Annotated in this window: 24 protein-coding genes; 12 read left to right on the forward strand and 12 right to left on the reverse strand. The window is 66.2% G+C overall.

Translation table 11 applies throughout. The annotated features are described in order from the left end of the window. The first annotated feature begins 21 nt into the window (after positions 1–21). The gene (locus tag AC5P8Y_RS06550) at positions 22–3366 is read left to right on the forward strand and encodes an XVIPCD domain-containing protein (protein ID WP_146257000.1); all 3345 of its coding nucleotides are present in this window, start codon (positions 22–24) and stop codon (positions 3364–3366) included. A gap of 122 nt (positions 3367–3488) precedes the next feature. Here the strand turns inward: AC5P8Y_RS06550 and AC5P8Y_RS06555 are convergent, their stop codons facing one another. Both AC5P8Y_RS06555 and AC5P8Y_RS06560 read right to left on the reverse strand, forming a co-directional pair. Then, positions 3489–4814 (reverse strand): XVIPCD domain-containing protein, encoded by a 1326-nt coding sequence (locus AC5P8Y_RS06555; RefSeq protein WP_111108525.1) that lies wholly within the window; start codon positions 4812–4814, stop codon positions 3489–3491. Between the two features lie 21 nt (positions 4815–4835). Further along, a complete protein-coding gene (locus AC5P8Y_RS06560) occupies positions 4836–5594 on the reverse strand; it encodes a hypothetical protein (RefSeq protein ID WP_260290061.1) in 759 nt (252 codons plus the stop codon). 326 nt (positions 5595–5920) lie between these two features. On the opposite strand from AC5P8Y_RS06560, the gene AC5P8Y_RS06565 reads away from it, so the two are divergent. Beyond that, entirely contained in the window at positions 5921–6847 is a 927-nt protein-coding gene (locus AC5P8Y_RS06565) for an XVIPCD domain-containing protein (RefSeq protein WP_495201866.1), read from the forward strand. A gap of 166 nt (positions 6848–7013) precedes the next feature. Next, positions 7014–8159 (forward strand): YncE family protein, encoded by a 1146-nt coding sequence (locus tag AC5P8Y_RS06570; RefSeq protein WP_495201867.1) that lies wholly within the window; start codon positions 7014–7016, stop codon positions 8157–8159. A gap of 68 nt (positions 8160–8227) precedes the next feature. Here the strand turns inward: AC5P8Y_RS06570 and AC5P8Y_RS06575 are convergent, their stop codons facing one another. Next, a complete protein-coding gene (locus AC5P8Y_RS06575) occupies positions 8228–8620 on the reverse strand; it encodes an XVIPCD domain-containing protein (protein ID WP_111108521.1) in 393 nt (130 codons plus the stop codon). 75 nt (positions 8621–8695) lie between these two features. Then, positions 8696–9175 carry a YybH family protein gene (locus AC5P8Y_RS06580; RefSeq protein ID WP_495201868.1) on the reverse strand — a complete coding sequence of 160 codons (480 nt, stop codon included), beginning with the start codon at positions 9173–9175 and terminating at the stop codon, positions 8696–8698. A 227-nt stretch (positions 9176–9402) separates the two neighbouring features. Here AC5P8Y_RS06580 and AC5P8Y_RS06585 point away from each other — a divergent pair, with 227 nt between their 5' ends. Next, positions 9403–10215 carry an alpha/beta fold hydrolase gene (locus AC5P8Y_RS06585; RefSeq protein WP_111108519.1) on the forward strand — a complete coding sequence of 271 codons (813 nt, stop codon included), beginning with the start codon at positions 9403–9405 and terminating at the stop codon, positions 10213–10215. Between the two features lie 9 nt (positions 10216–10224). After that, positions 10225–10398, forward strand: coding sequence for a hypothetical protein (locus tag AC5P8Y_RS06590; RefSeq protein ID WP_005412082.1), 174 nt, complete (start codon positions 10225–10227; stop codon positions 10396–10398). Positions 10399–10489: 91 nt separating this feature from the next. Here the strand turns inward: AC5P8Y_RS06590 and AC5P8Y_RS06595 are convergent, their stop codons facing one another. Further along, complete coding sequence (locus AC5P8Y_RS06595) at positions 10490–11170, reverse strand: hypothetical protein (protein ID WP_111108518.1); 681 nt, start codon at positions 11168–11170, stop codon at positions 10490–10492. A gap of 133 nt (positions 11171–11303) precedes the next feature. Between AC5P8Y_RS06595 and AC5P8Y_RS06600 the strand changes: the two genes are divergently transcribed. Then, the gene (locus AC5P8Y_RS06600) at positions 11304–11963 is read left to right on the forward strand and encodes a hypothetical protein (protein WP_111108517.1); all 660 of its coding nucleotides are present in this window, start codon (positions 11304–11306) and stop codon (positions 11961–11963) included. Positions 11964–12033: 70 nt separating this feature from the next. Next, on the forward strand, positions 12034–13002 hold the full coding sequence (locus AC5P8Y_RS06605) for a polysaccharide deacetylase family protein (RefSeq protein WP_111108516.1): 969 nt from the start codon (positions 12034–12036) through the stop codon (positions 13000–13002). A gap of 3 nt (positions 13003–13005) precedes the next feature. On the opposite strand, the gene AC5P8Y_RS06610 is transcribed toward AC5P8Y_RS06605, so the two are convergent. The 3 genes from AC5P8Y_RS06610 to AC5P8Y_RS06620 all read right to left on the reverse strand — a co-directional run bounded on the left by AC5P8Y_RS06610 (position 13006) and on the right by AC5P8Y_RS06620 (position 15494). Beyond that, complete coding sequence (locus AC5P8Y_RS06610; RefSeq protein ID WP_049403726.1) at positions 13006–13905, reverse strand: class I SAM-dependent methyltransferase; 900 nt, start codon at positions 13903–13905, stop codon at positions 13006–13008. Positions 13906–14606: 701 nt separating this feature from the next. Then, on the reverse strand, positions 14607–14966 hold the full coding sequence (locus tag AC5P8Y_RS06615) for a hypothetical protein (protein ID WP_146256999.1): 360 nt from the start codon (positions 14964–14966) through the stop codon (positions 14607–14609). A 111-nt stretch (positions 14967–15077) separates the two neighbouring features. Further along, positions 15078–15494 (reverse strand): hypothetical protein, encoded by a 417-nt coding sequence (locus AC5P8Y_RS06620; protein ID WP_033833681.1) that lies wholly within the window; start codon positions 15492–15494, stop codon positions 15078–15080. Between the two features lie 90 nt (positions 15495–15584). Between AC5P8Y_RS06620 and AC5P8Y_RS06625 the strand changes: the two genes are divergently transcribed. Then, positions 15585–15869, forward strand: a complete 285-nt coding sequence (locus AC5P8Y_RS06625) for a hypothetical protein (RefSeq protein ID WP_049403694.1) — start codon at positions 15585–15587, stop codon at positions 15867–15869. An 88-nt stretch (positions 15870–15957) separates the two neighbouring features. Here AC5P8Y_RS06625 and dmeF read toward each other — a convergent pair whose 3' ends face one another. After that, positions 15958–16926: a CDF family Co(II)/Ni(II) efflux transporter DmeF gene (gene dmeF / locus AC5P8Y_RS06630; protein WP_033833683.1), complete on the reverse strand. Its 969-nt coding sequence runs from the start codon at positions 16924–16926 to the stop codon at positions 15958–15960. Positions 16927–16979: 53 nt separating this feature from the next. Here dmeF and AC5P8Y_RS06635 point away from each other — a divergent pair, with 53 nt between their 5' ends. Beyond that, on the forward strand, positions 16980–17264 hold the full coding sequence (locus AC5P8Y_RS06635) for a metal/formaldehyde-sensitive transcriptional repressor (protein WP_049433467.1): 285 nt from the start codon (positions 16980–16982) through the stop codon (positions 17262–17264). Positions 17265–17341: 77 nt separating this feature from the next. On the opposite strand, the gene AC5P8Y_RS06640 is transcribed toward AC5P8Y_RS06635, so the two are convergent. Next, complete coding sequence (locus tag AC5P8Y_RS06640; protein WP_049433468.1) at positions 17342–17713, reverse strand: MerC domain-containing protein; 372 nt, start codon at positions 17711–17713, stop codon at positions 17342–17344. 69 nt (positions 17714–17782) lie between these two features. Between AC5P8Y_RS06640 and AC5P8Y_RS06645 the strand changes: the two genes are divergently transcribed. Then, positions 17783–19108 carry a GTP-binding protein gene (locus AC5P8Y_RS06645; RefSeq protein ID WP_111108515.1) on the forward strand — a complete coding sequence of 442 codons (1326 nt, stop codon included), beginning with the start codon at positions 17783–17785 and terminating at the stop codon, positions 19106–19108. A 78-nt stretch (positions 19109–19186) separates the two neighbouring features. Here AC5P8Y_RS06645 and AC5P8Y_RS06650 read toward each other — a convergent pair whose 3' ends face one another. Beyond that, positions 19187–20794 (reverse strand): ATP-binding cassette domain-containing protein, encoded by a 1608-nt coding sequence (locus tag AC5P8Y_RS06650; protein ID WP_111108514.1) that lies wholly within the window; start codon positions 20792–20794, stop codon positions 19187–19189. Between the two features lie 225 nt (positions 20795–21019). Continuing rightward, positions 21020–21919 (reverse strand): LysR family transcriptional regulator, encoded by a 900-nt coding sequence (locus AC5P8Y_RS06655; RefSeq protein ID WP_005407877.1) that lies wholly within the window; start codon positions 21917–21919, stop codon positions 21020–21022. A 228-nt stretch (positions 21920–22147) separates the two neighbouring features. Between AC5P8Y_RS06655 and AC5P8Y_RS06660 the strand changes: the two genes are divergently transcribed. Together AC5P8Y_RS06660 and AC5P8Y_RS06665 are read left to right on the forward strand one after the other, a co-directional pair. Next, positions 22148–23326, forward strand: a complete 1179-nt coding sequence (locus AC5P8Y_RS06660; protein ID WP_049403436.1) for a serine hydrolase domain-containing protein — start codon at positions 22148–22150, stop codon at positions 23324–23326. After that, positions 23323–24507, forward strand: coding sequence for an MFS transporter (locus AC5P8Y_RS06665; protein ID WP_111108513.1), 1185 nt, complete (start codon positions 23323–23325; stop codon positions 24505–24507). The genes AC5P8Y_RS06660 and AC5P8Y_RS06665 overlap by 4 nt, the downstream gene beginning before the upstream one ends. Positions 24508–24526 lie beyond the last annotated feature (19 nt).

A 24526-nucleotide genomic window follows, 5' to 3' on the forward strand; every position in this document is an offset into this window, starting at 1 on the left:
TGCTTGAGTCAAGGAGGATTTGTGGCTGGACATTCCACTCATTTGCAGGACCATCACGCGATTGAGCAGCAGACGCTGAGGCACAGCCCATTGCTCGCAAAGCTGCAGGAGGCCGGGCGATTCAATATTCACGCCCAAGAGAACCGGCTATTCCTCCCCGCAAACCCTGCCTATGCAGATGCGATGGGCATTACGCCTCACAGTGGCGGACCGTTGGGTGAATACCAGAACGGAATGATTCGGCGCTTGAACGAGATTCAGAGAACGCGAGACGGTAAGGCCGCGCTGCTGAATGACTCTGACGCCCTCGATAGAGTCATGGCACGTGTAGAAGCATTGCGAGACACCGTCAAGGTCGGGTTGATCAACGGCGATCTCAACACGAATACTCCGCTGGGAAGCACGCCTGCGATCACGAACAAACGAATCCGGGATTTTTTTGACGGAGTTCCTGAGTACCACCAAAGGCATATCGCTCAGATCCAAGCCTTGAAAGGTTTCACCGGGGTCGACCTTGGCTGGGTGGCTGTCACTCATTCCGAAAGTGGTATTGTGACTACGCTCAATAGAATCGAGTATGACGCCAAGCCACTGACTCGCGGTGGAAACATTGAGTTGCAGCGAAGCGGCCTGTCGCTTGCCATTTCCAATGCCCACCACGGTGGCCGAGTTGTTCTGACAGAGCCGGGTATCCAGACGGTCGAGCGCGTGCTCGGCGAGGAGGCCGGGCATCGCATTCGCAGCCCGCGCTCGCAGCAAGGCGGTGCGACATTGGACCTCCTCCTCGGCGAAGCCTCCACCAGCCAACTGATCCGCTCCGGTGGCCTGCTTGCCTCCGGCGCCGATGCCGTCATCACCGCCCGCCGCACCTCACAGCTGCTGGAAGAAGGCAACGGCACCGCCGCCCAGTCCGAGCTCACCCACGCTCTGGCGCGCAACGGCGGTGGCTGGGTCGGTGGTATGGCTACCGCGTCGGTGATCGGCACGTCCAGCTTCGTCCCTGCGGCTATCGTCGCGGGCGATGCGCTGCTGATGAGCAAGGCATTCGACAAGGGCGCCGATCTGCTCGACAACCGCGCCGTCTACCGGCAGACCGACAAGGCCGATGTCACATGGCAGTTCGATGGCCGCAACTGGCAGCGCCAAGCGGTCATGGACAGCGCGGGCGACGGCCTGGGCAATCCGGCTGAGCGCAGTGTGGGCGCCAGTTACGAGAAGGCCCGCGAGCTGGGCGCATACGCCCACGTAAAGGCGGTAGAGCTGGCGCTGGGCAAGGCAATGCCGCCGCAGGATCCTTTCAGCATCCCGGCGAAGGACGGCGAGGGCCGTCTGGACAATCCCAACTGGTACCGCGATGCACAGACTGAACAGTGGACGCGGCAGGTCAAGATTGGCGTGTCCGGTGCCAACGACCGGGGTGTGTATGAGACGCAGACCGCCAGCCCTGAGCGCGCCAACGAGTTGAATCGCGAGGCGGTGCAACGCATCGAGAACAACATCGCCAACGGCAAGGCCGCCATTGCCGCCAGCTATCTGGAGACCCGAGCTGCTACACGGGCAAGTGACTTCGTGCCGCTGGTGCCGGAAGCGGTAGAGCAGGCCCGTGCCAAGCCCGACGCCATCCAGGGCTCCGACAGCCATCTTTATCAGCGCGATGAAGCAGGACAATGGAGCCATGCTGGCCAGAACGCACAGGGGAACATGGCGCTGGAGCTGGAGCTGACCCGCACCATCCAGCAGCCGTCGCTCGATCAGTTCAACCAGACCATTGCCGCATTGGAATCGCGGCCGCTGCCGTCGGCGGCGGAAGTGAACCAGAACGAGCTGCGCCACAGCTACTACGCTGCGGGTGTTGCGCTGACCCCGGCGTGGGAGCAGGCCATTGCCTTGGCCACGGCGCGCACGCGCGAGCAGCACGGCATTACGGGTCCCACGCTGCAGGAACTGGGGCCTGTAGCCGAGGGCAACGCGGGCGCGTCCCGGCCCATCACCCATTACCAAGTGGGTCAGGATGGCGTGGCGCGTGCCGTCGCGACCACCAGCACGCAGGAGTTGCAGGCCGCATGGAATGAGGTGCGCGCGCGTGCCAATGAGCAGGCGCCGTTGCCGGACTCGCCCGAGCTGCGCATTGCTGCACTGTCGGCGGGTGAGCAGGAGGCGTACCGGCAGGCACTGCAGGAAGCCAATCGGCTGGGTGCTGCGCAGGTAGATGCAGGACAGGCTGCACGAGCAGCCGCGCAGGTGGCACATGGCGACAAGCCATCTGAGCAGGATGGAAACGTGGAAGCGCGGGCTGAAGAGCCGGCGACTGCGCAGCCCGTCGCGCCTGTAACGGTTGCGGCAGCGCCGCCCGCGGTAGCGGTCACGCCACCGCCTACGCCCGCCCCCCAGGACAAGCCCGCGCCTCAGCGACACGCCGAGCAGCGCGATCCGCCGGGACGCGAGGCGGAGCCTCAACCTCAGCCCCATCCAAACAACGAGGCGCCTACCGAAAACCGTACCGCCTCACAGACGCCGGAGCCCGCTGGGCCGATGCAGGCGCACCCGGCCGCACCTGAGCGCGCGACGCCACACGCTGACACGCCTCTGGCAGCGGCAACGCAGACCATGCCCACGCAGCGCACAGAGCAGGCATCGGAGCCGGAGAAGATGGCCCCGGTGCCTGCGGTTGCTCCCACTCCAAAGCAGGACATGGCAGTTCAGGAGGTGGAACCGGTGCCCTTCAAGGAGCCGCTGCCTGCTGAGCCTGCGCGCGATCCATGGCCTTTGGAGCAGGAAGCGGCACATCACGTGCCAGAGCCCAAACCGGCTCCGTTGGATGACCTCCAGCCCGTCACTGCGGCTTTCACTGTTCCTACCGAGCCCACGACAGCGCCAGGCCCTGAACCGGCCGCGCCCGCACCGGATGAGCCATCGGGCCCGCACCGGGCGCTGCAGGACCCCACGCAGCCCGGCCACCCCGATCACGCGCTGTATCAGCAGATCCGCGAGGGTGTGGAAGCGCTGGACGCCAAGCACGGTCGCAGCTTCGATGAAGTCAGCGAGCGGATGACGGCCAGCCTTCTGGTACTGGCCAAGGACAACGACCTGGAACGGGTGGACCATGTGCTGGTGAGCAACGCTACGCGCGAACACCCGGCCGGGCACACGCTGTTCGTGGTGCAGGGTGAGCCCAGCAATCCGGCCCATCAGCGCGCTGCGATGCCGACCGAGCTGGCGGCGCAGACATCGGTGGAGGAATCACTGCAGCAGTTCGACTCCGTCAGCCGCGAAGCGCATCAGCGTGCGCTTGCCAATCAGATGGACCAGCAGCTGGAAGACCAGCGGGTGCAGCACGAGATACAGATTCGTGCGGCGAACATGTGAGGAGCTCCCAAACCAGGATACTTCAGTCGTGGGCACGAAGCTCACACGCACCCCTGGCCTGGGAAGGTCTCAGGGACTGCAATCTCTGGCCCGGAGGGAGGAGGCCGCCTCCCTCCGGGCGATCAGCCCATGCGCATGGCGTGGCTCTGCTGTTCCTGCGTACGTGCATCCAGCGCCTGCTGCGCATTCTGGCGGGCGAGCTCGCGCTGATCGCCCACCACGGCCAGTTGCTGCAGCGACTCAGACACCGGCGTTTGTGCCGCCACGGCAGTGGGCATGCCTGCACGCAGGTGGGCAGGGTCGGATAGGTCGCCTTGTACAACAAAGATGGTGTGACCCGCCGGCTGATTGGCCGTGGCGTTGCTCAGCACCACATGGTCCACCTGTTCCAGACCCTGCTCGCGTGCCTTCACTGTCAGGCTGGCGGCGAGGTTCTCACTGGTCGCGTCGAAGGGGCGGCCGTGCATCTCGTCCAGTGCAGCGACGCCCTGGCGAATCTGCTGGTGAAGCGCGTGGTCCGGGCTGCCTGGTTCCATCGCCGCGACGCGGCGTCCTTCCGTAAAGAGAGGCTCGGGCTCCTGCGTCGACACCACGCGCGGGCTCTTGGCGATCTCTCTGTAGGGATCTTCAGGATGAAACTGCTTCGCCTTGGCCTCGCGTTCCAAGCGAACCTCGCGGGTCTCATTCAACGCGGAAATCTCGGCGGGATCGGTCTCTTTGGTTGTTCTATCGAGTGGGGGAACGCCCACTGTGCGGTTCCAGCTGCCGTCTTTGGGGTCGTAGCTGTGATAGTCGAACTTGGTGCCAATCACGTTCGGATCTACGGCGTCGCGCTGCAGGAGTGCTGCGCCCTCGAACTTGCTCAGCTCAACGAAGTAGAAATGCCCAGCGGGCTGCGGCATATCCAGGTGCACGCTGACGGCCGTCTTGCCGGCACGGAATGCGCCGGCAGCGCTGTTGTCCAGCATGTTCTGCCAGACCTTTTCGGCTGCCTGCTCACCGCGTTTGTGCTCCGTGGACACCAGCAGCAAGCGCGGCGTCCAGCAGTTCACATTGAGGTCGTTCTTTTCGAACGAAACATCGTGGGATTTGAGCGTGCTCGTATAGGGCAGGTTGAGTGCCAGATCAGGCCTGCCGGCCTCCATCCAACTTTTGCGCTCCGCCAGGTCGTTCCTGATCAGATCCTGGCCGAAGGTTTCTTGCCTGCGTTCGGTGAACGCTACGTTCTTCTCGTTGCCGAACAGTGTGGCCTGTTGCTCGGCAACGGCGCTTGCAAAGCTGTTGGCCACCCGGCCGGGGAGGCTGTCGTTGCGCACAACACCCAACGCAAGCAGGCCGTAGCCATCATTGTCGGGAAGCTGCGCGAGATAGTTCCAGTACAGCTCGCGATTTCCCTCCTTCGCGTAGGAGGACAGGACACGAATGTCCTTATCGGTAAGTCCGCTCATGATTCATCCTTGAGATGCGGTTTACGGCTGAACGCGATATCGTTCCAGAAGATCATGAACGCTGGTTTCCAGGCGCTGCCAGTCGCTCAGCATGACGCGTGCATAGTTCATCTCGATGGCGATGCTGTCGCCCACGTCCACGATGGAATGGCGGCACATTGCGATCTGGCCTTCGCCAGCGCGTTCAAGTGTCTTTCCCTGAACTACAAGTCCGTCAGGAATGCGGTCTGCCGGGTCGCAGCTGATGAACGTTGTCAGTTGGCCCTCCGCCGAGCGGGCCACATACCAGTCTGGTTCCATTCCTGGGTTGTGCACGTAAGGCCTGCCCAGAGCAGCCTCCGAGTCCTTTGCATAGGCTGCCATCAACGATGGGTCGATCGCATACGGCGTCAGACCCCAGCGTTCGGGTTGTGCAACGCGCAGCGCGAGGTTCTCTACCGGGTCCCTTCGCTCCAGTGATCCCGGCGCGCTGCTGGCTTCACTGCTGGACCGACGTGCCAGATAGTTCTGGATGGGAACGCGATCGATGTACCTAAGCTCGACCAGCACCTGCCGCCGGCTGTCCTGCGAGCTGCGAACCGGGCGATCACCGGGAGGCGCTGCATCGAAATCCGGCCAGAACACCGTGAGCATGACGCCCCCATCGGCCAGGGGGCCCGTCTGGTTGTAGTAGAGGTTGGCCGGGAACATGAAGCGGCGCGGGCCCACTCGTGCCTCTACGGGCTCCGTTGTATAGGTATGTCCACCCACCGTACGGGGGCTGGTTGCGGCTTCGGACATGGGGGGGTCGTTCGGGCCCGTTTCCGTAGATGGGGCTTTCGCGCAGGCGGTGGTGCTCAGCACCGCCACCAGGGCGAAGGAGGCAAGCCGGCAAGCCGGCGCTCTGCTCATGGGCGATTCCCTTGCATGACCGGAACGACTATAGAACGGTGGAATGGCAAGCTCCAGTCGTTGCCGGGACCTTGCTCACGCCCGGGTCCAGTACTGCACGCTGGCTCACATATTCAGCAAGTCGCGATCGGCGTCCTCTCTTCTTGCACCTGCCCCCCATCCCACCTATGCCATCATCCGCCCAGGACCGCAGTACCCATCAAGGCTGAACAGGCATGGAGCAGGCAACACGCTACACCGCAACCCTTTATCTGGCCGCGCCCGGCACCCCGCTGAAAAGTGGGGGCATCTCGCCGCGCGGCCACATGTACCTGCAGGTCGCTGCGGGCGACGAGGCCCACAGCTACGGCTTCGCGCCACCGCGCCACGCGCCGGGTGAAACCCGCACCGGCGTGCAGTACGCACAGGTGCGCCACGACGATGCTGACGAGCATCTGGACCCTTACTACAGCCGCACCCTGGAAATCACCGAGGAGCACTACGGCTGCCTGCGTGATTTCGCCGAGGAACCGGCCGAGTTCGAATTCGATGTGGACCGCCCGGCCACCATCAACCGCTGCAGCGATTTCGTCTGGGCGGCGCTGCACTACGCTGGCCTGCATCCACTGCCGGCGACGCTGGATGGCGGCAGCAACCTGGGCGAGTTCGCGGTGCTGTTCAACCTGCCGGAAATCCAGTGCATTGCCGCGCCGTTCCCGGGCAGCGATCTGAATGCCGAAACCCACCACGCGATGCCCGAGCGCGAGGCCGAACATCATCGCCAGGGCGACCGCGCGATCGATGAACCGCCACCGACGCCGATCGAAGTGGCCGGCACGCTGCTGGACCCTTCGCATCCGGACCATCGCCTGTTCTCGCAGCTGATCCAGAAAGTGGCCGAACTGGATGCCGCGCACGGGCGCCCCTTCGATGCCGCCAGCCAGCGCATCAGCGCCAGCCTGCTGGTGCTGGCCAAGCAGAACAATCTCTCGCGCGTGGACCACGTGCTGCTCAGCCAGCCGACCAAGAGCAGCCATGCGGCGGAGAGCATCTTCATCGTGCAGGGCGACCGCAACGACCCGGGGCACCGCCGCGCCAGCATCGCCACTGAAGTGGCGGCCAAGACCGATGTGGCCGATTCGCTGCGGTTGAAGGAGCAGTAACCCGCGCGTCTGCCATACGCGCGCCGGCGCACGCCACGCCCCCCACCTGCTACCATTCCCCCGCAACCCCAGCCAGCCCACCCCGCGCAGACAGATGCGGGGCGGGCCGTCGCAGTACGGCCCAGCGAGCCAGGACACCTTCCCGTGCCCATTCAAGGACGCTCGCATGTTCCGTAATCCTCTCTTCCGCTCGGCCGCGCTGGCCGTTGCCGTTTCGCTCAGCCTCGGCGCGCCCTCCGCGTTTGCCGACAACGCACCCGCCGCCAGTGTCACCGCCGCCGTACAGCGCCAGGCCGTGGCCAAGGGCCTGTACGAGCTGGCCTACAGCCCGAAGCAGAACGCCGTGTTCGTGGCCTCGTCCGGTGGCTTCGGCGATGACGCCGGCCCGGCCCAGGTGCTGCGTTTGAACCCGGCCACGCTGGCCGTGGAAACCCGCATTCCGCTGGAGCGCAAAGCCTTCGGTGTGGTCCTCGATGACGCCCACAACCGCCTGTACGTGGGCAACACCGTGGACCTGTCGGTGACCGTGGTCGACACCGCGCAGAACAAGGCGGTCGGCACCATCCAGCTGATGGAAAAGAAGACCGGCAAGGACGGCAAGGCCGCCTACACCCACGACCTGCGCGAGCTGGTGGTCGACAGTGCCGCCAACCGCCTGTACGTGACCGGCCACAGCAGCCAGCCGGACGTGAGCAGCGTGCTGTTCGTGATCGATACCACCACGCTGAAGGTGATCAACACCATCGACGGCCTGGGCAATGCGAAGGCACCGGGCCTCGCACTGGATGCGGCCAACAAGCGCGTCTACACCAGCAACCTGCTGGCCGATCTGGTGGTGGTGGGCACCGATTCGAACAAGGTGGTGGCGCAGCACAAGATCGCCGCCGAGCAGCCGATGAACATCGCGCTGGACCCGGCCGGCAAGCGCCTGTTCGTGACCGACCAGGGCTCGGAATTCCTGCGTGGCTACCAGGCCAAGAGCAGCGGCCTGGTCAGCAAGCATCCGGGCCAGCGCGTGCTGGTGCTCGACCGCAGCACCGGCAAGGAACTGGCCAGCATCCCGACCGACGCCGGCCCGCTGGGCATCCTGCTGGACGCACCGCGCAAGCGCCTGTACGTGACCAACCGCGAAGCCGGTACGGTGACCGCCTACAACAGTGACAGCTACCAGAAGGTGGCCACCTACACGGTGCCGACCCACCCGAACAGCCTGGCGCTGGATGCTAAGAACAACGTGTTGTTCGTCAGCATCAAGAACGGCGAGAAGGACGACAAGGGCGCTGACGAGAGTGTGGCGCGGATTCAGCTGTAACAGCGGTGCACAGGCTGTAAACGCAGGGGCAGGGCGCAACGCGCTGCCCCTTTTTCATGTCGCAGCGTTTACCCCAGCCGCGGCGCGGGATTCTGCATTTCCTGCGCTTGGGTTTCGACCTGCTGCTGCACACCCAGCCCCAGCTTCTGCATCGATTGCTCCACCGGCGTCTGTGCCGCCACAGCCGTCGGCATCATCGCGCGCAGGTGCGCCGGATTGGCCGGGTCGCCCTGCACGACGAAGACGTTGTGCCCGGCAGGGTGCTGGGCCGTGGCGTTGCTGACCAGCACGTGGTCGACCTGCTGCAGGCCCTGCTCGCGGGCCAGCACGGTCAGGCTGGCGGTCAGGCGTTCGCTGGTCTGGTCGAACGCACGGCCGTGCTGGGCATCCAGTGCGGCCACGCCCTGGCGGATCTGCTGGTTGAGGCCGTAGTCAGGGTGGTTAGGGGTGATCTCTGCCATGGCGATCGAACGGTAGCGGTGGGTCGGGGGTGACCCACCAAGTATAGATCCGACCCGTGAAGTGCGCCCGAGGGGTCAGTCTGCCGGCCGATGGTCGTAGCTGATCACCCGCTCGGCCAACCAGCGCCCGTCCACGCGGCGCCAGACCTGGATGAAGCGGGCCTGGCCCACCCAGCGCTCCACGCCGTCCTTGCCGCGTTCATGGAAACGGTGGTCGCCGATTTCCAGCGCCCGCTCGTCGTGTAGCGGGAACACCTGCAACGAAGGCTCCACCCGCTCGCGGCGCAGGCTCCAGCCGCCCTTGCGCCCATTGCTGCACATGTTGGCCACGCTGCGACGGAAGTCCTCGCGATTGCTGGCCGACTTGCCATCCTTGTCATGGAAGAACTCCATGTCCTGGGTGGTCATCGCGGCGGCCTTGTCAGCATCGCAGGCCTCGAAGGCGGCGGCGAACAGCTGGGTGTCGGCCTGGCGGATCTGCTCGCGCAGGTCATCGGAGGGCGCGGGTGCGGCGGCGAGGCCGGCGGCCAGCAGGGGCAGGGTGAGCAGCAGCATGGCGAAGCTCCAAGGAGGGTTCACGCAGGCTCGCATGGCGTTCGGGGCGCTGCAGCCGGCGTCCGACGAAACGGCCGTTCCATGGAGTGAATGCCCGCATTGGCGGCTCGGCTCCAGCGTCGGGGCCGTGGTCTGTGCAGGGGATGTCATGGCGACCGGCGATTCCATCACGGCCGCGATAGGGGCCGGCCCATAGGCTGAAATCCTCCCCTTCCACAGGAGGTTCCATGCCTGCTTCCCGCGTCCGCCTGCACGTTGAAGACACCGGTGGCGACGGCCGCCCGGTCATTCTGATTCACGGTTGGCCGCTGTCCGCCGACGCATGGAAGACGCAGGTGTCGATCCTGCGCGACGCGCAGCACCGGGTGATCAGCTACGACCGGCGTGGCTTCGGCCGTTCTGACAAGCCGGCAGAAGGCTACGACTACGACACGCTGGCGGCGGATCTGGCCGGGGTGATCGAGGAACGTGACCTGCGCGACGTCACCCTGGTCGGCTTCTCGATGGGCGGCGGTGAGGTGGCGCGGTATGTGGCCAATCACGGGCAGGAGCGCCTGCACAGCGTGGTGTTTGCAGCAGCGGTGCCGCCGTATCTGCTGCGCGGTGAGGACAATCCGGAAGGTCCGCTCACGCAGGACAAGGCCGACGAAATGCGTAGCGGCCTGGAGAAGGATCGCGAGGCGTTCTTCGATGGCTTCACCCGCGATTTCTTCAGTGCCAATGGCAAGCTGATGGTGACCGAGGATGAGCGCCAGGCCGCAATCGCGCTTTGCCATCAATCCGACCAGACGGCGGCGCTGGGTTGCATGAAGGCGTTCGCCAACACCGACTTCCGCGAAGACCTGAAGAAGATCACGGTGCCAACCTTGATCCTGCACGGTGACAGCGATGCCATCGTGCCGTTTGAAGGCTCGGGCCAGCGCACGCACCGGGCCATTCCGGGCAGCGAAGTGGTGATCCTGGAAGGCGCACCACATGGGTGCAATACCAGCCATGCGGACCGCTTCAATCTGGCGCTGCTGAACTTCCTGAAGCGGTAAGCTGCGGCCATGCGCCAGACCAAGACACCCCCGTGGAAGAAGCCCAATCCCAAGGGCCAGACCTCGCAGCCGCTGTCGCCTGCACAGAAAGAGGCGGCGCGGCAGCGGGCGGAAGAGAATGGCCGGCGTTATCCGAATCTGGTGGACAACATGTGGGCCGCGAAGCTGCCGCGCGGGTCCTGATCTGTAGAGTCGAGCCGTGCTCGACCCCGCACGGTGCCCATCCACGCATGGCGTGGATCTACTGCAACAGCGGCCTGGCCTGGCCCGGCATCTACATGCCGTCCAGCGGCGTCCAGCCGGGTTCCAGCCATGGTGAGATCTCGCTCTGGCGGACGGTGATTGCCTCCGTCGGCAGCCCCGCCAAGCGCGCAAGCTCTGCACGCAGCAGCTCGGAATCCACCGGCGCGGCCGTAGCCACCTGCAGCCGATCACTCTGATGCCTCACTTGTACCGGTAGCGTGGCGCGCGCGTCATGCTGGCCGCCGGTGCGCCCGATCGGGTAGCGCATTGTTACCGGCCGTGACAGCTGCGCCAGTGCGGGCTGCCACGCCTGCAGCACGAGAGGCTGCCCGGCAGCGGGAACATGTACTTCTGCAATCGTGGCCGGGTAGCCAGTGAGGCTCTCGACCATCACCTGGAAGCGCGCGCCATCCGGCATGACCAGCACGGTGGCGATCAATGCGGAGAACGAGACGAACACCGCCGCGAGGTTCCAGCTGCGCGGCGCGGTGGCCGGGCGCGTTGCGGTGCGCAGGCCCGGTCTGCGCCGCAGCTTGCGCGCATGGATGCGCCGGTCCTTCCTGCGCGGGCTGCTGCTGTGCTCGGGCAGGTTCAAGGGCACCCGTGGAAGGCGCGCCACGCGGACCTTGTTCAGGCGCGACAGCAGCATCCACGCGATCACGAACGCCAGCAGCGGAAGCAGCATTCGCACCCACAGATACAGCGTGACCATCCACAACACCTCTACATGCGACCATCCATGCTCATCCACATCCTACCGGGACCACGCTGCGGTTGTCGTATCCGCCAGCCGACAAGCACAGGGCGCTTGGTTAGGATGGTCCTTTGTTGTCACGGATGAACCGATGGTCTCTACCGCTACCCGCTTCTGTCGTATCTGTGGTCCTGGCCCGATCCTGCTGGCACTGCAGGTGGTGGCGCTGCTGGCGGTAGCCCTTGCAGCCGGCTTCTTCCACTACCGCGTGGGACTGCTGCTGGAGCCGGTGGATGACGCATGCGGTGGGACTGACCCTGTCGCGCGCATGCAGGTGGCCGAACAGCTGCTGGCGCGGTCCACTGCGCTTGCACCATGGCAACCGTTGCAGTGGATTCCGATGGCAGGCGTGGCACTGGCGCTGCTGGGCGCGATGTCGATCAGCGTCTACCGCCTGGGGCGTCTGTCCGAACGCCTGCGACGCGCCAACTGGGGGGTGATGGCCCTGCACGCCGCGATCCTGGCGCTGGCCCTCAGGGCATTGCACCTGTACGACATGGCGTGGACCAGCGTAGCCAAGCTGTCCCCGGCGGCCTGCCTGATTGAACTGGGCGAGCAGGGCCGGCTGCCGCTGGCACAGGCGCAGCAGGTGGTGTTCGAGATCCTCACCCATGAGCATGCGCCGCTGCTGCGCAATCCCGATGACCTTGCCCTGGTGCTGGTCGCGTTGATGCTGGTGGCAATGGCTGCAGGATTCATGCTGTGGCGGGCAATCGTGCGCGAACGTCAGGTGCAGTCGCACAGCGCATAACGGATGTGTGACCAACCACGCGCCCGCAATCGCGCTACAGTCTGCGCTTCGCTCCTGCAAGGATGTGCTGATGCGTTGGTTGCTGCGTGCTGTGCCGTTGCTGCTGTGTTCGTTGGCGGTACACGCCGCTGAAGTGGATCGCCGGATCGCGGTGACCATCGACGACCTGCCCTGGGCGCGGGTGGACCAGATCGTTCCGCCGGACCTGCAGTCGCGGCATGAAGCGCTGATGGCGCAGCTGCATCAGGCAGACGTGCCGGTGGTCGGCTTCGTCAACGGGAACAAGCTTGAGATCGACGGGCAGGTGCAGCCGGCGCGGGCGCAGATGCTGCGCGACTGGCTGGACGCCGGTTATGTGCTGGGCAACCACACCTACTCGCACATGGACCTGAATGCCAAGGGCGTGCCTGCGTTCCAGCAGGATTTCCTGCGTGGCGAGACGGTGCTGCGGCCGTTGCTGGCCGAGCGCGGGCTGAAGCCGCAGTGGATGCGTCACCCCTATCTGCGCGCCGGGCGCACGCCGGAAGAACGCGCGCAGATGGACGTGTTCTTCAAGCAGCATGGCTACCGCGTGGCACCGGTGACGGTCGACAACGGCGAGTGGGTGTGGGCGTTCGCCTATGCCAACGTAATGAACGAGCAGCCGGATTCCCAGGCGCGCGAGGCGACGCTGGCGCAGCTGCGCAAGGGCTATGTGCCGTACATGCTGAACAAGCTGGACTACTACGCGAAGCAGTCGCAGGCGCTGCTGGGCTACGCGCTGCCACAGGTCTGGCTGATGCACGCCAACGAACTCAATGCAGCCACGTTTGCCGAACTGGTGGCGGCGACGAAGCGCCGCGGCTATCGCTTCATCTCACTGGATGAAGCGATGCGTGACCCGGCCTATGCACGTGGTGCCGAAGGCTACAGTGGCCGTTACGGCCCGAGCTGGTTGCACCGCTGGGCGATGGCGGAGAAGAAACCGAAGGAGTTCTACGCCGGTGAACCCGAGGTGCCGGCGTGGGTGATGAAGCTGGCCAAGGTGGATTCGGAGTGAGGCTCAGCGCTTGACGGCCAGCACACCGTCAAGCGCCAGCTCGGCCTTGAAGCCGGCCTTTTCCAGACGTTTGGCCACTTCACGTGGCACGTCGCGGCCGCTGGTCAGCTTGTTCGGCGCGCCGGTGTAGTGAAACAGGCGCCCGCCCTTTCGGATGACGCGGGCGAGGTGGTCGTAGAACACCTGCGAGTACAGTTCGCCGGCGATGCCGAAGCGCGGCGGGTCGTGCAGGATCGCGTCGACGCTGCTGCTGGCCACCTGTTCGATCTGCTGCGAGACATCGCCGTGGCTGAACTGCAGGCGGCCACCGGCCGCAGCCGATTCCGGGTCCGGCGACCACGGGTTGAGCGTGCGCAGCCACATCACGTCGGCGTTCTTCTCGAACGAGCGGATCTGGCCGACGCCGGCCTCCAGCGCGCAGGCGGCGAAGTAGCCCAGGCCACCGCAGGTATCGAGGATGACCTTGCCGGCCGGGGCGACCAGCTCGACCTTGCGGCGCGCGTCCTCGAACGGTGACAGCTTGGAGGTCGGCAGCATCTTGATGCCGTCGATCTCGAAGGTCGGTGCGCCCCATTCGGTCGGCACCAGCTTGATCAGCGAACCGCTGTAGCGCGAAATCGGTGCGAAGTCCTCGCCGTCCCAGTAGTACAGCGTGCGGTCCTTCAGCTTGCCCGGCCACGGGTAGGGCTGGCCACGGAAGTGGAAGCCGTCGGCATCCAGCGCCACGCTGCCCTCGCTGCGGCCGAGGTCGAGCGAGCCCTGCCAGTCGGCAGCGCCCTTGTCATGGGCACGGCGCAGGCTGTCGGCGCTGTCGCGGGTCAGCAGGGGGCCGGTGTAATGGGACACGGCGGGTACCGGGGCGGTTCGGGGGAGGGCATGGTACCGCAGGGCGTTGGCCACCATCATGGAGTTCGGTAGTGCAGGCCCAACCGGATGAGGGCGTTGGTAGCAATGCTGTCCCCAATGAAGGCGTCATGCCCATGGCAGCGCAGAGTTCTTCATGGAGGTCTCGTGCCGCTGAGGGTTGAAGGGCGTAGTGATAGGTCAGTACCCCTTCTTCATTCCTGATAAGAAGTTGTTGGATGCACGTCATGTTTCCAGAGCTGTCAGGGGCCGATGTGTTGCGGATGACAATAGGCGTCCCTGACAGGCTGTAGTCCGCGCTCAGTTGGCCCGGAAGGCAGGATACCGATAAGAGAGCAAGGAATTGAATAGTAGAGGCGATCATCAGGATAGGATCATGAGCCTGAGCAGTGAGGGCGGCTTCATCACCCTCACTGCCACGTCAAAGGGTTTTGACCTCAGTAGGCTCTGATGGAGCCACGATCGCTTGCGCAGGCCCGCGGCACGCATCCTTCCATCAACGTATTCATCGTCTGTGGCGCATGAGCGAAGCAGAGTATTCTGGCAGTGTGACTTCCCACAGTGTTGGGTGGGTAATACTCGCTATACAAGGTCTGGCACCTTCCGTTGTCGATTTGCGCACTACCTTGGATGTTTCCGCTGACTGAACTGTTGAATCTTACGGTTCCGTAGGAAACGAAGTTCTGGCCGGCGGATACCTGTCCATTTGGCGCATAGGCGATTACATAGTCAGTACTCTTTTAGTCGATAACACTGTTCGACTCGATGCTTGAGCAATGCCACGCGGCGCTTCCTGGACCCACTGTGATTGACTCACCCTTGGCCGGATTCATCCCGATATCCGCGCAGGATGCCTCGTGATATTGTTTCGTAGCTGCCGATTGATCGTCGTAGCGATATACATATTGCCCCTTCGAGTTGCGGATGAGGGACTGCTCTACAATTACCGCTCCTCCCATGAAGTCGGGCCATTCTGCGGTGCGGACGATTCTTGATGGGGTCTTCGCTTCGTCAGCGGTTTGTCCATCAGCTGGAGTTCCGCCTCCTGCCTGCACAGATGTAGAGACGATGAGCATGAGAATAGCTACCTGCATTTTCATTTGAGCCTCTCAGAATTGGGTGAGGCTCCATCTTCATTACTTGCTCCATAGAATTTTGGGGCACACCAGGCAATTCTTCAGATTTCAAATAATTCTCAGTCTTTCCTGTCGCTAATGGCACTTCACCGCATACACCGGCCCAGCCCCGATCAGCATCAGCGCCATGTAGTCACTATCACTGGCCTTGCCCTTCAACGTCGCGCCCTTGTTGAAGTGGAAGATGCCGAAGCCACCGGCCATGCGGATCAACGCGCTGTCGATCTGCTCGGCGTCATCGCGGAAGTAGCGGCTGATCTCGCTGCGGGTGGCCTTGTGCAGGGCATTCGGCTCGCGCTGCCACTGGTCGCCGCGGCTGAAGGAGACGAAGTATTGGCCGCCTTCCTTGTCGATGCGGAAATCGGCCGGTTTGCGCGCGCCGGTGGCGAAGCAGCCCTGCAACGGGTCGGCGCTGAAAGGAAGCCCGGCGTCACCACCGCAGGCGGTGAGCAGGAGGAGGGCACCGGGCAGCAGCAGGCGGAGCGTGCGCATGGGATGTCCCGACGGGGCAGGTGCGGCTAGTGTAGGCAGCACACGGGCACGGCCCGTACAGAAATTCGGCAAGGACACAGGGGTTTTCGGATGGCGCAGGGCAAGGCACCGTGGTGCGGCGTGGCCACTTGGCTGGGGATCGCTGTGGGTTGGGGCGCGGGCACGTTGGCTGCGCAGGCGGCGGTGGCCGCAGGTGGCAATGGCATGGCCGCCGGGCTGGGCGTGGGCGTGCTGGGTGCGGCACTGGTGGGCGGCGGCCTGGCGGTGGCCTCGCGCGTGCGCGGCGAGCGCTGGCCGTGGATCGGCATCGGTGGTGCGGTGCTGAGTGCGCTGCCGCTGCTGATGTACCTGCTGCGGATGATGTTGAATCTCTAGCGGTAGTGCCGGCCGCTGGCCGGCACCGCTGGATTGTTTCCGGAGCCCATGAGGTTGCCGGCCAGCGGCCGGCACTACCGGATGCGGGTCAGGTGCTGCGGTGGATTTCCACGGTGACATGCACCAGCTCTTCATGGATCGCCAGCGCCTTGCGCACGGTATCGGCATCCAGACCTGCGTCGCTGGTGACCACGCTGGCGCTGACCGCGTACTTGCCGCGACCGACCTGCCAGACGTGCAGGTCGGCCAGGCGTGCCGGCCACGGGCCCTGTTCGATCACCTCGCGTACTTCGGCCACCACCGGCGCGTCCATCTGCGCGTCGAGCAGGATGCGGCCGCTGTCGCGCAGCAGGCCGATCGCCCACACCGTGACCAGTACGGCGCCGACCAGGCCCATCACCGGGTCCAGCCAGGTCAGGCCCAGCAGCTTGCCGCCGAGCAGGGCGACGATGGCCAGCACCGAGGTGGCGGCGTCGGCCAGCACGTGCACGTAGGCAGAGCGCAGGTTGAGGTCGTGACCGTGCGCATGGTCGTGATCGTGGTGTTCGTGGTCATGCCCGTGGCCATGGCCATGCCCGTGGTGGTGATGCGCGTGGCCCGGGCTGTCGTGCAGCCACCATGCGCAGAGCAGGTTCACGCCCAGGCCCACCGCAGCGATGGCGATGGCTTCGTTGTAGTGAATCGGCGCCGGCACCCACAGCCGCTCCAGTGACTGCACGGCCATCAGCGCGGCGACGCCGAGCAGGGCGATGGCGCTCGTATAGCCGGCCAGGATCTCGATCTTCCAGGTGCCGAAGGCGAAGCGCGGATCGTGCGCGTAGCGGCGCGCGCAGCGGTAGGCGAATACCGAGAGGCCCAGCGCCAGCGCGTGCGAACTCATGTGCCAGCCGTCGGCGAGCACGGCCATGGAGTTGAACCACCAGCCGCCGACGATCTCCACCAGCATCATGCCGACGGTGAGCCACAGGGCGCGGCGGGTATTGCGTTCGGCCAGCGGGTTGCCGTCGTCGAAGCGGTGTTCGTGGCGGCGGGCGGCGGCGAGGGCGTCCAGGTGCATGGGGGAACCAAGGGGGGTGGAGTGGATACCCCTATAGGGTATATGATCCGGTCATGGCCCATGTACACAAGAATCGAAAGCAGCTGCTGACCCGGGTGCGCCGTATCGCGGGTCAGGTGGCGGCGTTGGAGCAGGCGCTGGACAAGCCCGAGGGGGAAGCGGGTGACTGCGCGGACGTGCTGGTGCAGGTCGCCGCAGTGCGCGGTGCCGCCCACAGCCTGCTGATGGAGCTGCTGCACGAGCACCTGCAGGAACACGTGGTGGGTGCCGATGATCCGCAGCAGCGGGCGGCCGAGGCCGAGGTGCTGGTGGAGCTGTTGCGCCGCTACGGCAAATAGCAGGGGTAGTGCCGCCCGCTGGCCGGCAACTACAGATGGCGTCCGAAGCTCACGCAGTTGCCGGCCAGCGGCCGGCACTACCCGTGCCGGTGCCGCGCGTTCCAGATATGCGTGGCGGCCAGCAGCAGGCTGCCGGTGACGGTCATCGGCGTTTCCCAGTCATGTGAGGGCAAGGCCAGCGCGCCGGCCAGCAGCAGGCCGAGCCCGCCGCCGGCGGCGGCCCAGGCCAGCACGGGCAGCGGGTGACGGCGCTCGGCCCGCCACAGCGCGTAGCCGGTCAGCGGCAGGGCGATGGCCACGAACAGCAGGTGCACCCATTCCGCTTCGGCCCAGGTGCCGAACAGGGGGAGCGCGGCGGCCAGCAGGGGCAGCGCCAAGCAGTGCAGCAGGCACAGGCTGGACAGGGCGACCGCGCCGGCATCAAGCAGGGCGGCAGAAGGCGACTTCATCGGGGGAGGTTCCTTGCGCAACAATTGTTATAAGGTAACATTTTCGTTCCGCAGCCAACCCGCTCCGACATGAACACTGTTTCCCGCGCCGACCGTCGCCTTCCGGTCACCGTGCTGTCCGGCTTCCTGGGGGCCGGCAAGACCACCCTGCTCAACCAGATCCTGCGCAACCGCGAGGGCCTGCGCGTGGCGGTCATCGTCAATGACATGAGCGAGGTCAACATCGATGCGCAGCTGGTGCGCGAAGGTGGCGCCGAGCTGCGCCGCACCGAAGAAACGCTGGTGGAATTCAGCAACGGCTGCATCTGCTGCACGCTGCGCGACGACCTGTTGCAGGAAGTGCGGCGTCTGGCCGATGCCGGTCGCTATGACTATCTGCTGATCGAATCGACGGGCATCGGTGAACCGATGCCGGTGGCGGCCACCTTCGCGGTGCGCGACGAGCATGGCTTCAGCCTGAGTGACATCGCGCGGCTGGACACGATGGTGACGGTGGTCGACGGCAGCGCGTTCCTTGCCGACTTCGGTTCGACCCTGCGCCTGGCCGAGCGCGGCCAGCAGGCCGGCCCGGATGACGACCGGGGTGTGGTTGACCTGCTGTGCGAGCAGGTCGAATTCGCCGACGTGATCGTGGTCAGCAAGGTGGACCAGGTGGATGACGAAGTGCTGCAGGACACGCTGGCCGTGCTGCGCGGGCTGAACCGCGACGCCAAGCTGCTGCTGTCCAGCTTCGGCGATGTGCCGCTGGCCGAGCTGCTGGATACCGGTCGCTTCGACATGGAGCGTGCGCAACGTGCGCCGGGCTGGGTGAAGGAACTGCGGGGCGAGCACACACCGGAAACCGAGGAGTACGGCATCGGCAGCTTCGTCTACCGCTCGCGACGTCCGTTCCACCCGGCGCGCTTCGCCCGCGCGCTGCAGTCCGGCATGCCCGGCGTGATCCGCAGCAAAGGCTGGTTCTGGCTGGCCAACCGCATGGACTGGGTGGGTGAGCTGAACACCGTGGGCGCTGCGACGCGCACGCAGGCGGCGGGCTTCTGGTACGCCGCACGTGACCGCGTGCGGGCCGGGCTGGAAGATACCGCGCCGTTGTTGCCGCCCACGCCGCTGCCTTACAGCGACTTGGGATGGGCGCGGCAGCAGGCCGACTGCTGGAGCGCGCCGCTGCCGGGGCCGGAAGAATTCCCGGATTCGGCCGCGCACGCGGCGATGCAACGGCTGTGGCATCCCTTGTGGGGCGACCGTCGCCAGGAACTGGTGGTGATTGGCGTGCACATGGATGAGCGCGCGGTGCGTGCGGAGCTGGATGCGTGCCTGCTCGACGACCAGGAGCTGCGTGCGGGGCCATTGCTGTGGCAGCAGTTGCCGCAGGCGTTCCCGGTGTGGAAGCGCTGAGCGGGCGCTGAGGGTTCGGGGTGTGCCGGCCAGTGGCCGGCACTGCCCGCCCCGCATCGATCCACGCAGGGCGTGGATCTACAAGGCGTCACGCCACTGCCAACCCCCGGTGCTCACCTGCAGCACGTGGCTTGGTCGCAATGCCTGCAGCAGGTGCCGGTCGTGGCTGACCATCAGCAGCGCGCCCGGCCACGCCGCAAGCAGTTCCTCCAACGCCTGCAATGCGCTCAGATCCAGCGCATTGCCGGGTTCGTCCAACAGCAACAGCTGGGGCGCGGGATCGGCGTACAGCACGCTGGCCAGCGCACCTTTCACGCGTTCGCCATCGCTGAGGCTGTGGGCTGCCCGCTGGATGCGCTGTGCATCCAGCCCGAGCAGGGCCAGCCGCGTGCGCAGCTCGCCTGGGTCCGCGCCCGGGTTGGCGGCCTGCACGGTGTCGAGGATGCTGCGCTCGCCGGACAGCCCCAGCAGCTGCTGGTCGAGCAGGGCCAGTGGCGCATGCCGTTGCACGGCGCCACTGCGTGCAGGCAGCTGGCCGGCCAGCACACGCAGCAGGGTCGATTTGCCGCTGCCGTTGTCACCGACCACGGCGATGCGCTGGCCGCGGCGGATCTCCAGCTGCAACGGTGCACTGCAGCCATGTGGCAGCACCAGCGCCTCGGCCTGCAGCAGGCGCGTGCTGCCACGGTCACCCGCACCGGCGAACAGTGCCAGTTCCGGCGCCGCGTTCACCGCCGATGCCGCTGCGCGCAGCTGCTCTGCGCTGGCCTGCAGGCGCTCGGCCTGCACCTGCTGTGCGCGGCCGTGGCTGGCCTCGGCGCGCTGCTTCTGCCGGCCGAGCAGGATCGGGGCCTGGTTGGCCTGCTTCGCATCACGGTTGCCACGTGCCTGGCGCTGCTGCTGGCGTTCGTGTTGTTCGCGCGCGCTGCGTTGCTGCTGCCGGTGCTGTGCACGTGCATGGTCAAGCTGGGCGGCGGCGGCTTCACGTTCGGCGGCGCGCGCGTCGGCGTAGTGCTGCCACGGTCCGCCATAGCGATGCAGCCCGCGCGCATCGAGCTCGACGATCTGCTGCATGTGCGCCAGCAGTTCGCGATCATGGCTGATCGCCAGCAGGCCGCCGCGCCACTGCTGCAACTGTTCATACAACTGTTGGCGATGGCGTGCGTCGAGGTGGTTGCTGGGTTCGTCCAGGATCAGCCAGTCGGCACCGCTGGCCCAGGCACCGGACAGCGCCACCTGCATGGCCTGGCCACCACTGAGGCGCGCGGCCGGCTGGGCGGGATCGAGATCGTCGGGCAGCCGAAGCGCCCGCCATTGCTGCTGCAGACGTTCGCGCAGATCCCAGCGGTCGCCGACGCAGGCGAAGTCGGCCTCGTCCACGCTGCCGGCTTCGATGCGTTGCAGTGCAGCCAGTTCCGCGCCGACGCCGGCCAGTTCACCGACCGTGCCGGCGGGCGGATAGCCGGGCGTCGGCAACAGGAACACGCGGCCACTGCCGCGCACCTGGCCAGTGTCGGGCAGCAACCGTCCGGCCAGCAGGCGTGCGAGCACGCTCTTGCCGGCGCCATTGGCACCGACCAGGCCGGTGGCGACCGGTTCGAAGGAAAACGCCAGATCGGAAAACAGCGGGCGGCCGTCGGCCAATCGATACGACACGCGATCGAGCGTGAGGGAATGCGGGGTCATGCGACCTCCATGGATGCCGGGTTCTCCCCTGCGCGCAGGGGCGGGAAGAGTCAGGCCGTCTGGTGGGAAGACGGCGGCATCAATGGCGCATTGGTCGCGAGCCTCTGGGAGGAATGAGCGGCCAGTATAGCGGGGCTGGCTGAATGGTTTGATGGCGCGACTCTACAAAGGCATCCACGCATGGCGTGGATCTAATGTGGGCCGGGCATGGGGTGGATCGATCTCCTACGGCACGGTTTCCAGGCGCGCGCTGACGAAGTCGATGAACACCCGCAGCTTCGGAAGCACGTGGCGGCCGGAGGGCCACAGCAGGTGGAAGATGCCGCAGGAATGCACATGCTCGTCCAGAACGGTGACCAGCCGGCCGTCGGCCAGTGCATCGCGCACCGAGTGCACGGGCACGAACGCCAGGCCGATATCGCGCAGTGCCAGCGCTACCCGCGCTTCGATGGTGTTGGCCACCATGTGCACCGGCAGCTCCTGCGGTGTTTCATGGTCGGGCCAGTGGATCGGCCACAGTTCCAGCTTGCCGGTACTGGGGAAGCGATAGTGCAGTAGCGTGTGCTGCATCAGATCGGCCGGTGTGCGCGGCGTGCCGCGCCGCTGCAGGTAGGCGGGTGAGGCGACGATGCGGCGTGGAAACACACCCAGGCGTCGTGCGTTCATGCGTGAGTCGCTGGGCTCGCCGACGCGCAGTACGGCATCGAAACCTTCCTCGATGACGTCGACCAGCCGATCGCTGAAATCGAGGTCGAGGCGGATATCGGGATAGGCCGCCATGAACTCGGCCATCAGCGGCAGGGTCAGGTCGCCCACCAACGGCAGGCCGATGCGCAGCGTGCCGCGAGGCGTGGCGTGCGGTTGTGCCAGCTCGGTGCGTGCGGCATCGCGCTCGTCGAGGATGCGCCGGCAACGCGCCAGGAACAGCTGGCCTTCGGCGGTGAGGGTGATGCTGCGCGTGCTGCGGTGGAACAGGCGCACGCCCAGCGCATGCTCCAGGCGGGCAACGCATTTGCCAGCGGCCGAGGCCGAGATGCCCTGCAGGCGCCCGGTCTCGACGAAGCTGCGGGTATCGGCCGCGTGCACGAAGGTCTGCAGATTGGCGAGGTTGTCCAGGACTGACATGGGCGTGTGGGCGATGAAAGCGGCAGGGTAGGTCGGCGCGGCCGTAGTGGACGGCTCCGCCATCGCAACACTGTGGTGCGGGGTGGCGTGGGGACCGTTGCGGCCTTGCAGTTCCGGCCATCATGCCGATTGCGGACTGCATGGTCCATGATGCCCGGAGCGGCAACCGGCTTTTTGCGCTGCGCCGTGCTGCCTAACGTGGCGGGCCTCTCCCCACGGATTCCCGCGATGAATGCCGCTCCTTCCCTTGAACCCGCGCCGACGCTGCCATCGGTGCAGCGGCTGCTGCAGCAGGTGCACCCGCAGCGCCTGGTCGGTGCGGTGGTGCTGGTGCGCGAGCACGGTGTGCTGCGCCACGCCACCGCGACCGGGCTGGCCGATCGCGAGTCGGCAACGCCGATGCAGCGCGACCAGTTGTTCCGGCTGGCATCGGTGAGCAAGCCGCTGCTGACCACGGTGATCCTGCGCCTGGTAGCAGAGGGCGTGCTCGACCTCGATATGCCGGTGCAGCGCTGGCTGCCGGACTTCCGCCCGGCACTGGCCGATGGCAGCACGCCGCCGATCAGCCTGCGCCAACTGCTCAGCCACAGTAGCGGGTTGGGCTATCGCTTCCTCGAAGCCGATGCCGACGGCCCGTATGCGCGCGCTGGGGTCAGCGATGGCCTGGACGCGAACCCGCTCTCCCTGGCCGACAATGTGCGCCGCATCGCGCAGGCGCCACTGCTGTTCGCGCCGGGCAGCCAATGGCTCTACTCGCTGGGCGTGGACGTTGCCGGTGCCGTTGCCGAAGCAGCGACGGGTGAAACGCTGCAGGCACTGTGCGAGCGCTTGCTGGCCGCACCGCTGGGCCTGCGCGACACCGCCTTTGCTGCGCGCACCGCGGCACGCTTGGCCACGCCCTATGTAAGCGACGCGCCGCAGCCGCATCGCCTGCAGGAAGGCGAGGTGGTCGCTCCGTTCGAGGGTACGGTCGGCATCGAATACAGCCTCGCGCGCGCCACCGATGCGAGCCGTTTCCCCTCGGCCGGGGCCGGCCTGGTCGGTACCGCCGATGACGTGATGGCGGTGCTGGAAGCCTTGCGTGACGTGCAGCGTTCAGGCCTGCTGCCGCCCGTACTGGCAGCGGAGATGGCCAGCCCGCAGGTCGGCGAGCAGGGGCCGCCGGAACCGGCCGGCTGGGGCTTCGGCCTGGGCTTTGCGGTGCTGCGCGATGCGGCCGCAAGCGGCACGCCGCAGAACGCAGGTACATGGCGTTGGGGCGGTGCCTACGGGCACAGCTGGTTTGTCGATCCTGTGCGCGGGCTGAGCGTGGTGGCGCTGACCAACACCCTGTACGAAGGCATGGACGGTGCCTTCGTCGATCAACTGCGCGATGCGGTGTATGCCGATGTGGGGACCGTGCGATGAGCGGCCATGCCATCGATGCAGCCAGCCCCGCCGGCGAAGCCACGCGCCTGCCATGGGCCGGCCTGCTGGCGTTGGCCGGTGGCGGCTTCATCACTCTGCTGACCGAGACCCTGCCGGCCGGTGTCCTGCGGCCGATGGGCGACAGCCTTGGTGTGAGTGATGCGGCGGTCGGCCAGCTGGTCAGCGTGTACGCACTGGGCTCGGTGATGGCCGCATTGCCGATGACCGCACTGACCCAGCGCCTGCCGCGACGCCCCTTGCTGCTCGCTGCGATTGCCGGCTTCGTGCTGGTCAACACGCTGACCGCACTGAGCAGCAGCTATCCGCTGATCCTGGCCGCGCGTTTCCTGGCCGGCGTGAGTGGTGGCCTGCTGTGGTCGCTGGTGGCCGGTTACGCCGCGCGCATGGTGGTGCCGTCGTTGCAGGGCCGGGCAATCGCGGTGGCGATGGTCGGATCGCCGTTGGCGCTGTCACTGGGTGTACCGGCCGGTACGTTGCTGGGCCAGCAGATCGGCTGGCGTTGGGCATTCGCGCTGATGAGCGTGCTGGGCGTGGGGCTGCTGGCGTATGCGCGTTGGGCACTGCCGGCCTTGCCCGCCGCCGGTGCCGGCCGGCGCATACCGCTGGGCACGGTGTGGCGCATGCCGGGCGTGCGCAGTGCACTGCTGGTGATGGTGCTGTACGTGCTGGCGCACAACGTGCTCTACACCTACATCGAACCGCTGGCGGTGGAGGCCGGTACCGGCCCGTGGCTGGACCGCCTGCTGCTGGCCTTCGGCCTGGCCGCCATCGCCGGCATCGGCATTGCCGGCTGGGGCGTGGACCGTCATCTGCGCACGCTGGTGTGGGCGGCGGTGATCGGCTTCATCGTGCCGGTGCTGGCGCTGCTGCTGTGGCCGGGCGACGCGACCGCGCTGCTGCTGGCGACGATCCTGTGGGGCGTGGCCTTCGGTGCGGTGCCTACGTTGTTCCAGACCGCATTGGCACGGCGTGCGGGTGCCGCCGCGGATCTGGCGCAGTCGATGCTGGTGACCGGCTGGAACCTCGCCATCGCCGCCGGAGGCGTTGCAGGGGGTGTGCTGCTGCAGGCGGGCGGCCCGAACCCGTTGGGATGGCTGCCGTTGCTGCTGCTGGCGGTGAGCGTGGCGTGGCTGCTGGCACGGCCGAAGGCCTGGGCGTAGGCCCAGAGCAAACGTTACG

The organism is Stenotrophomonas sp. YJH_SMC_12-1 (assembly GCF_059370935.1).

Coding starts and splice junctions, on each gene's coding strand:
- AC5P8Y_RS06555 (WP_111108525.1), bottom strand. CDS start 4,814: ATGAGCGGACTTACCGATAAGGACATTCGTGTCCTGTCCTCCTACGCG.
- AC5P8Y_RS06560 (WP_260290061.1), bottom strand. CDS start 5,594: ATGTCCGAAGCCGCAACCAGCCCCCGTACGGTGGGTGGACATACCTAT.
- AC5P8Y_RS06565 (WP_495201866.1), top strand. CDS start 5,921: ATGGAGCAGGCAACACGCTACACCGCAACCCTTTATCTGGCCGCGCCC.
- AC5P8Y_RS06570 (WP_495201867.1), top strand. CDS start 7,014: ATGTTCCGTAATCCTCTCTTCCGCTCGGCCGCGCTGGCCGTTGCCGTT.
- AC5P8Y_RS06575 (WP_111108521.1), bottom strand. CDS start 8,620: ATGGCAGAGATCACCCCTAACCACCCTGACTACGGCCTCAACCAGCAG.
- AC5P8Y_RS06580 (WP_495201868.1), bottom strand. CDS start 9,175: ATGCTGCTGCTCACCCTGCCCCTGCTGGCCGCCGGCCTCGCCGCCGCA.
- AC5P8Y_RS06585 (WP_111108519.1), top strand. CDS start 9,403: ATGCCTGCTTCCCGCGTCCGCCTGCACGTTGAAGACACCGGTGGCGAC.
- AC5P8Y_RS06590 (WP_005412082.1), top strand. CDS start 10,225: ATGCGCCAGACCAAGACACCCCCGTGGAAGAAGCCCAATCCCAAGGGC.
- AC5P8Y_RS06595 (WP_111108518.1), bottom strand. CDS start 11,170: ATGGTCACGCTGTATCTGTGGGTGCGAATGCTGCTTCCGCTGCTGGCG.
- AC5P8Y_RS06600 (WP_111108517.1), top strand. CDS start 11,304: ATGGTCTCTACCGCTACCCGCTTCTGTCGTATCTGTGGTCCTGGCCCG.
- AC5P8Y_RS06605 (WP_111108516.1), top strand. CDS start 12,034: ATGCGTTGGTTGCTGCGTGCTGTGCCGTTGCTGCTGTGTTCGTTGGCG.
- AC5P8Y_RS06610 (WP_049403726.1), bottom strand. CDS start 13,905: ATGGTGGCCAACGCCCTGCGGTACCATGCCCTCCCCCGAACCGCCCCG.
- AC5P8Y_RS06615 (WP_146256999.1), bottom strand. CDS start 14,966: ATGAAAATGCAGGTAGCTATTCTCATGCTCATCGTCTCTACATCTGTG.
- AC5P8Y_RS06620 (WP_033833681.1), bottom strand. CDS start 15,494: ATGCGCACGCTCCGCCTGCTGCTGCCCGGTGCCCTCCTCCTGCTCACC.
- AC5P8Y_RS06625 (WP_049403694.1), top strand. CDS start 15,585: ATGGCGCAGGGCAAGGCACCGTGGTGCGGCGTGGCCACTTGGCTGGGG.
- dmeF (WP_033833683.1), bottom strand. CDS start 16,926: ATGCACCTGGACGCCCTCGCCGCCGCCCGCCGCCACGAACACCGCTTC.
- AC5P8Y_RS06635 (WP_049433467.1), top strand. CDS start 16,980: ATGGCCCATGTACACAAGAATCGAAAGCAGCTGCTGACCCGGGTGCGC.
- AC5P8Y_RS06640 (WP_049433468.1), bottom strand. CDS start 17,713: ATGAAGTCGCCTTCTGCCGCCCTGCTTGATGCCGGCGCGGTCGCCCTG.
- AC5P8Y_RS06645 (WP_111108515.1), top strand. CDS start 17,783: ATGAACACTGTTTCCCGCGCCGACCGTCGCCTTCCGGTCACCGTGCTG.
- AC5P8Y_RS06650 (WP_111108514.1), bottom strand. CDS start 20,794: ATGACCCCGCATTCCCTCACGCTCGATCGCGTGTCGTATCGATTGGCC.
- AC5P8Y_RS06655 (WP_005407877.1), bottom strand. CDS start 21,919: ATGTCAGTCCTGGACAACCTCGCCAATCTGCAGACCTTCGTGCACGCG.
- AC5P8Y_RS06660 (WP_049403436.1), top strand. CDS start 22,148: ATGAATGCCGCTCCTTCCCTTGAACCCGCGCCGACGCTGCCATCGGTG.
- AC5P8Y_RS06665 (WP_111108513.1), top strand. CDS start 23,323: ATGAGCGGCCATGCCATCGATGCAGCCAGCCCCGCCGGCGAAGCCACG.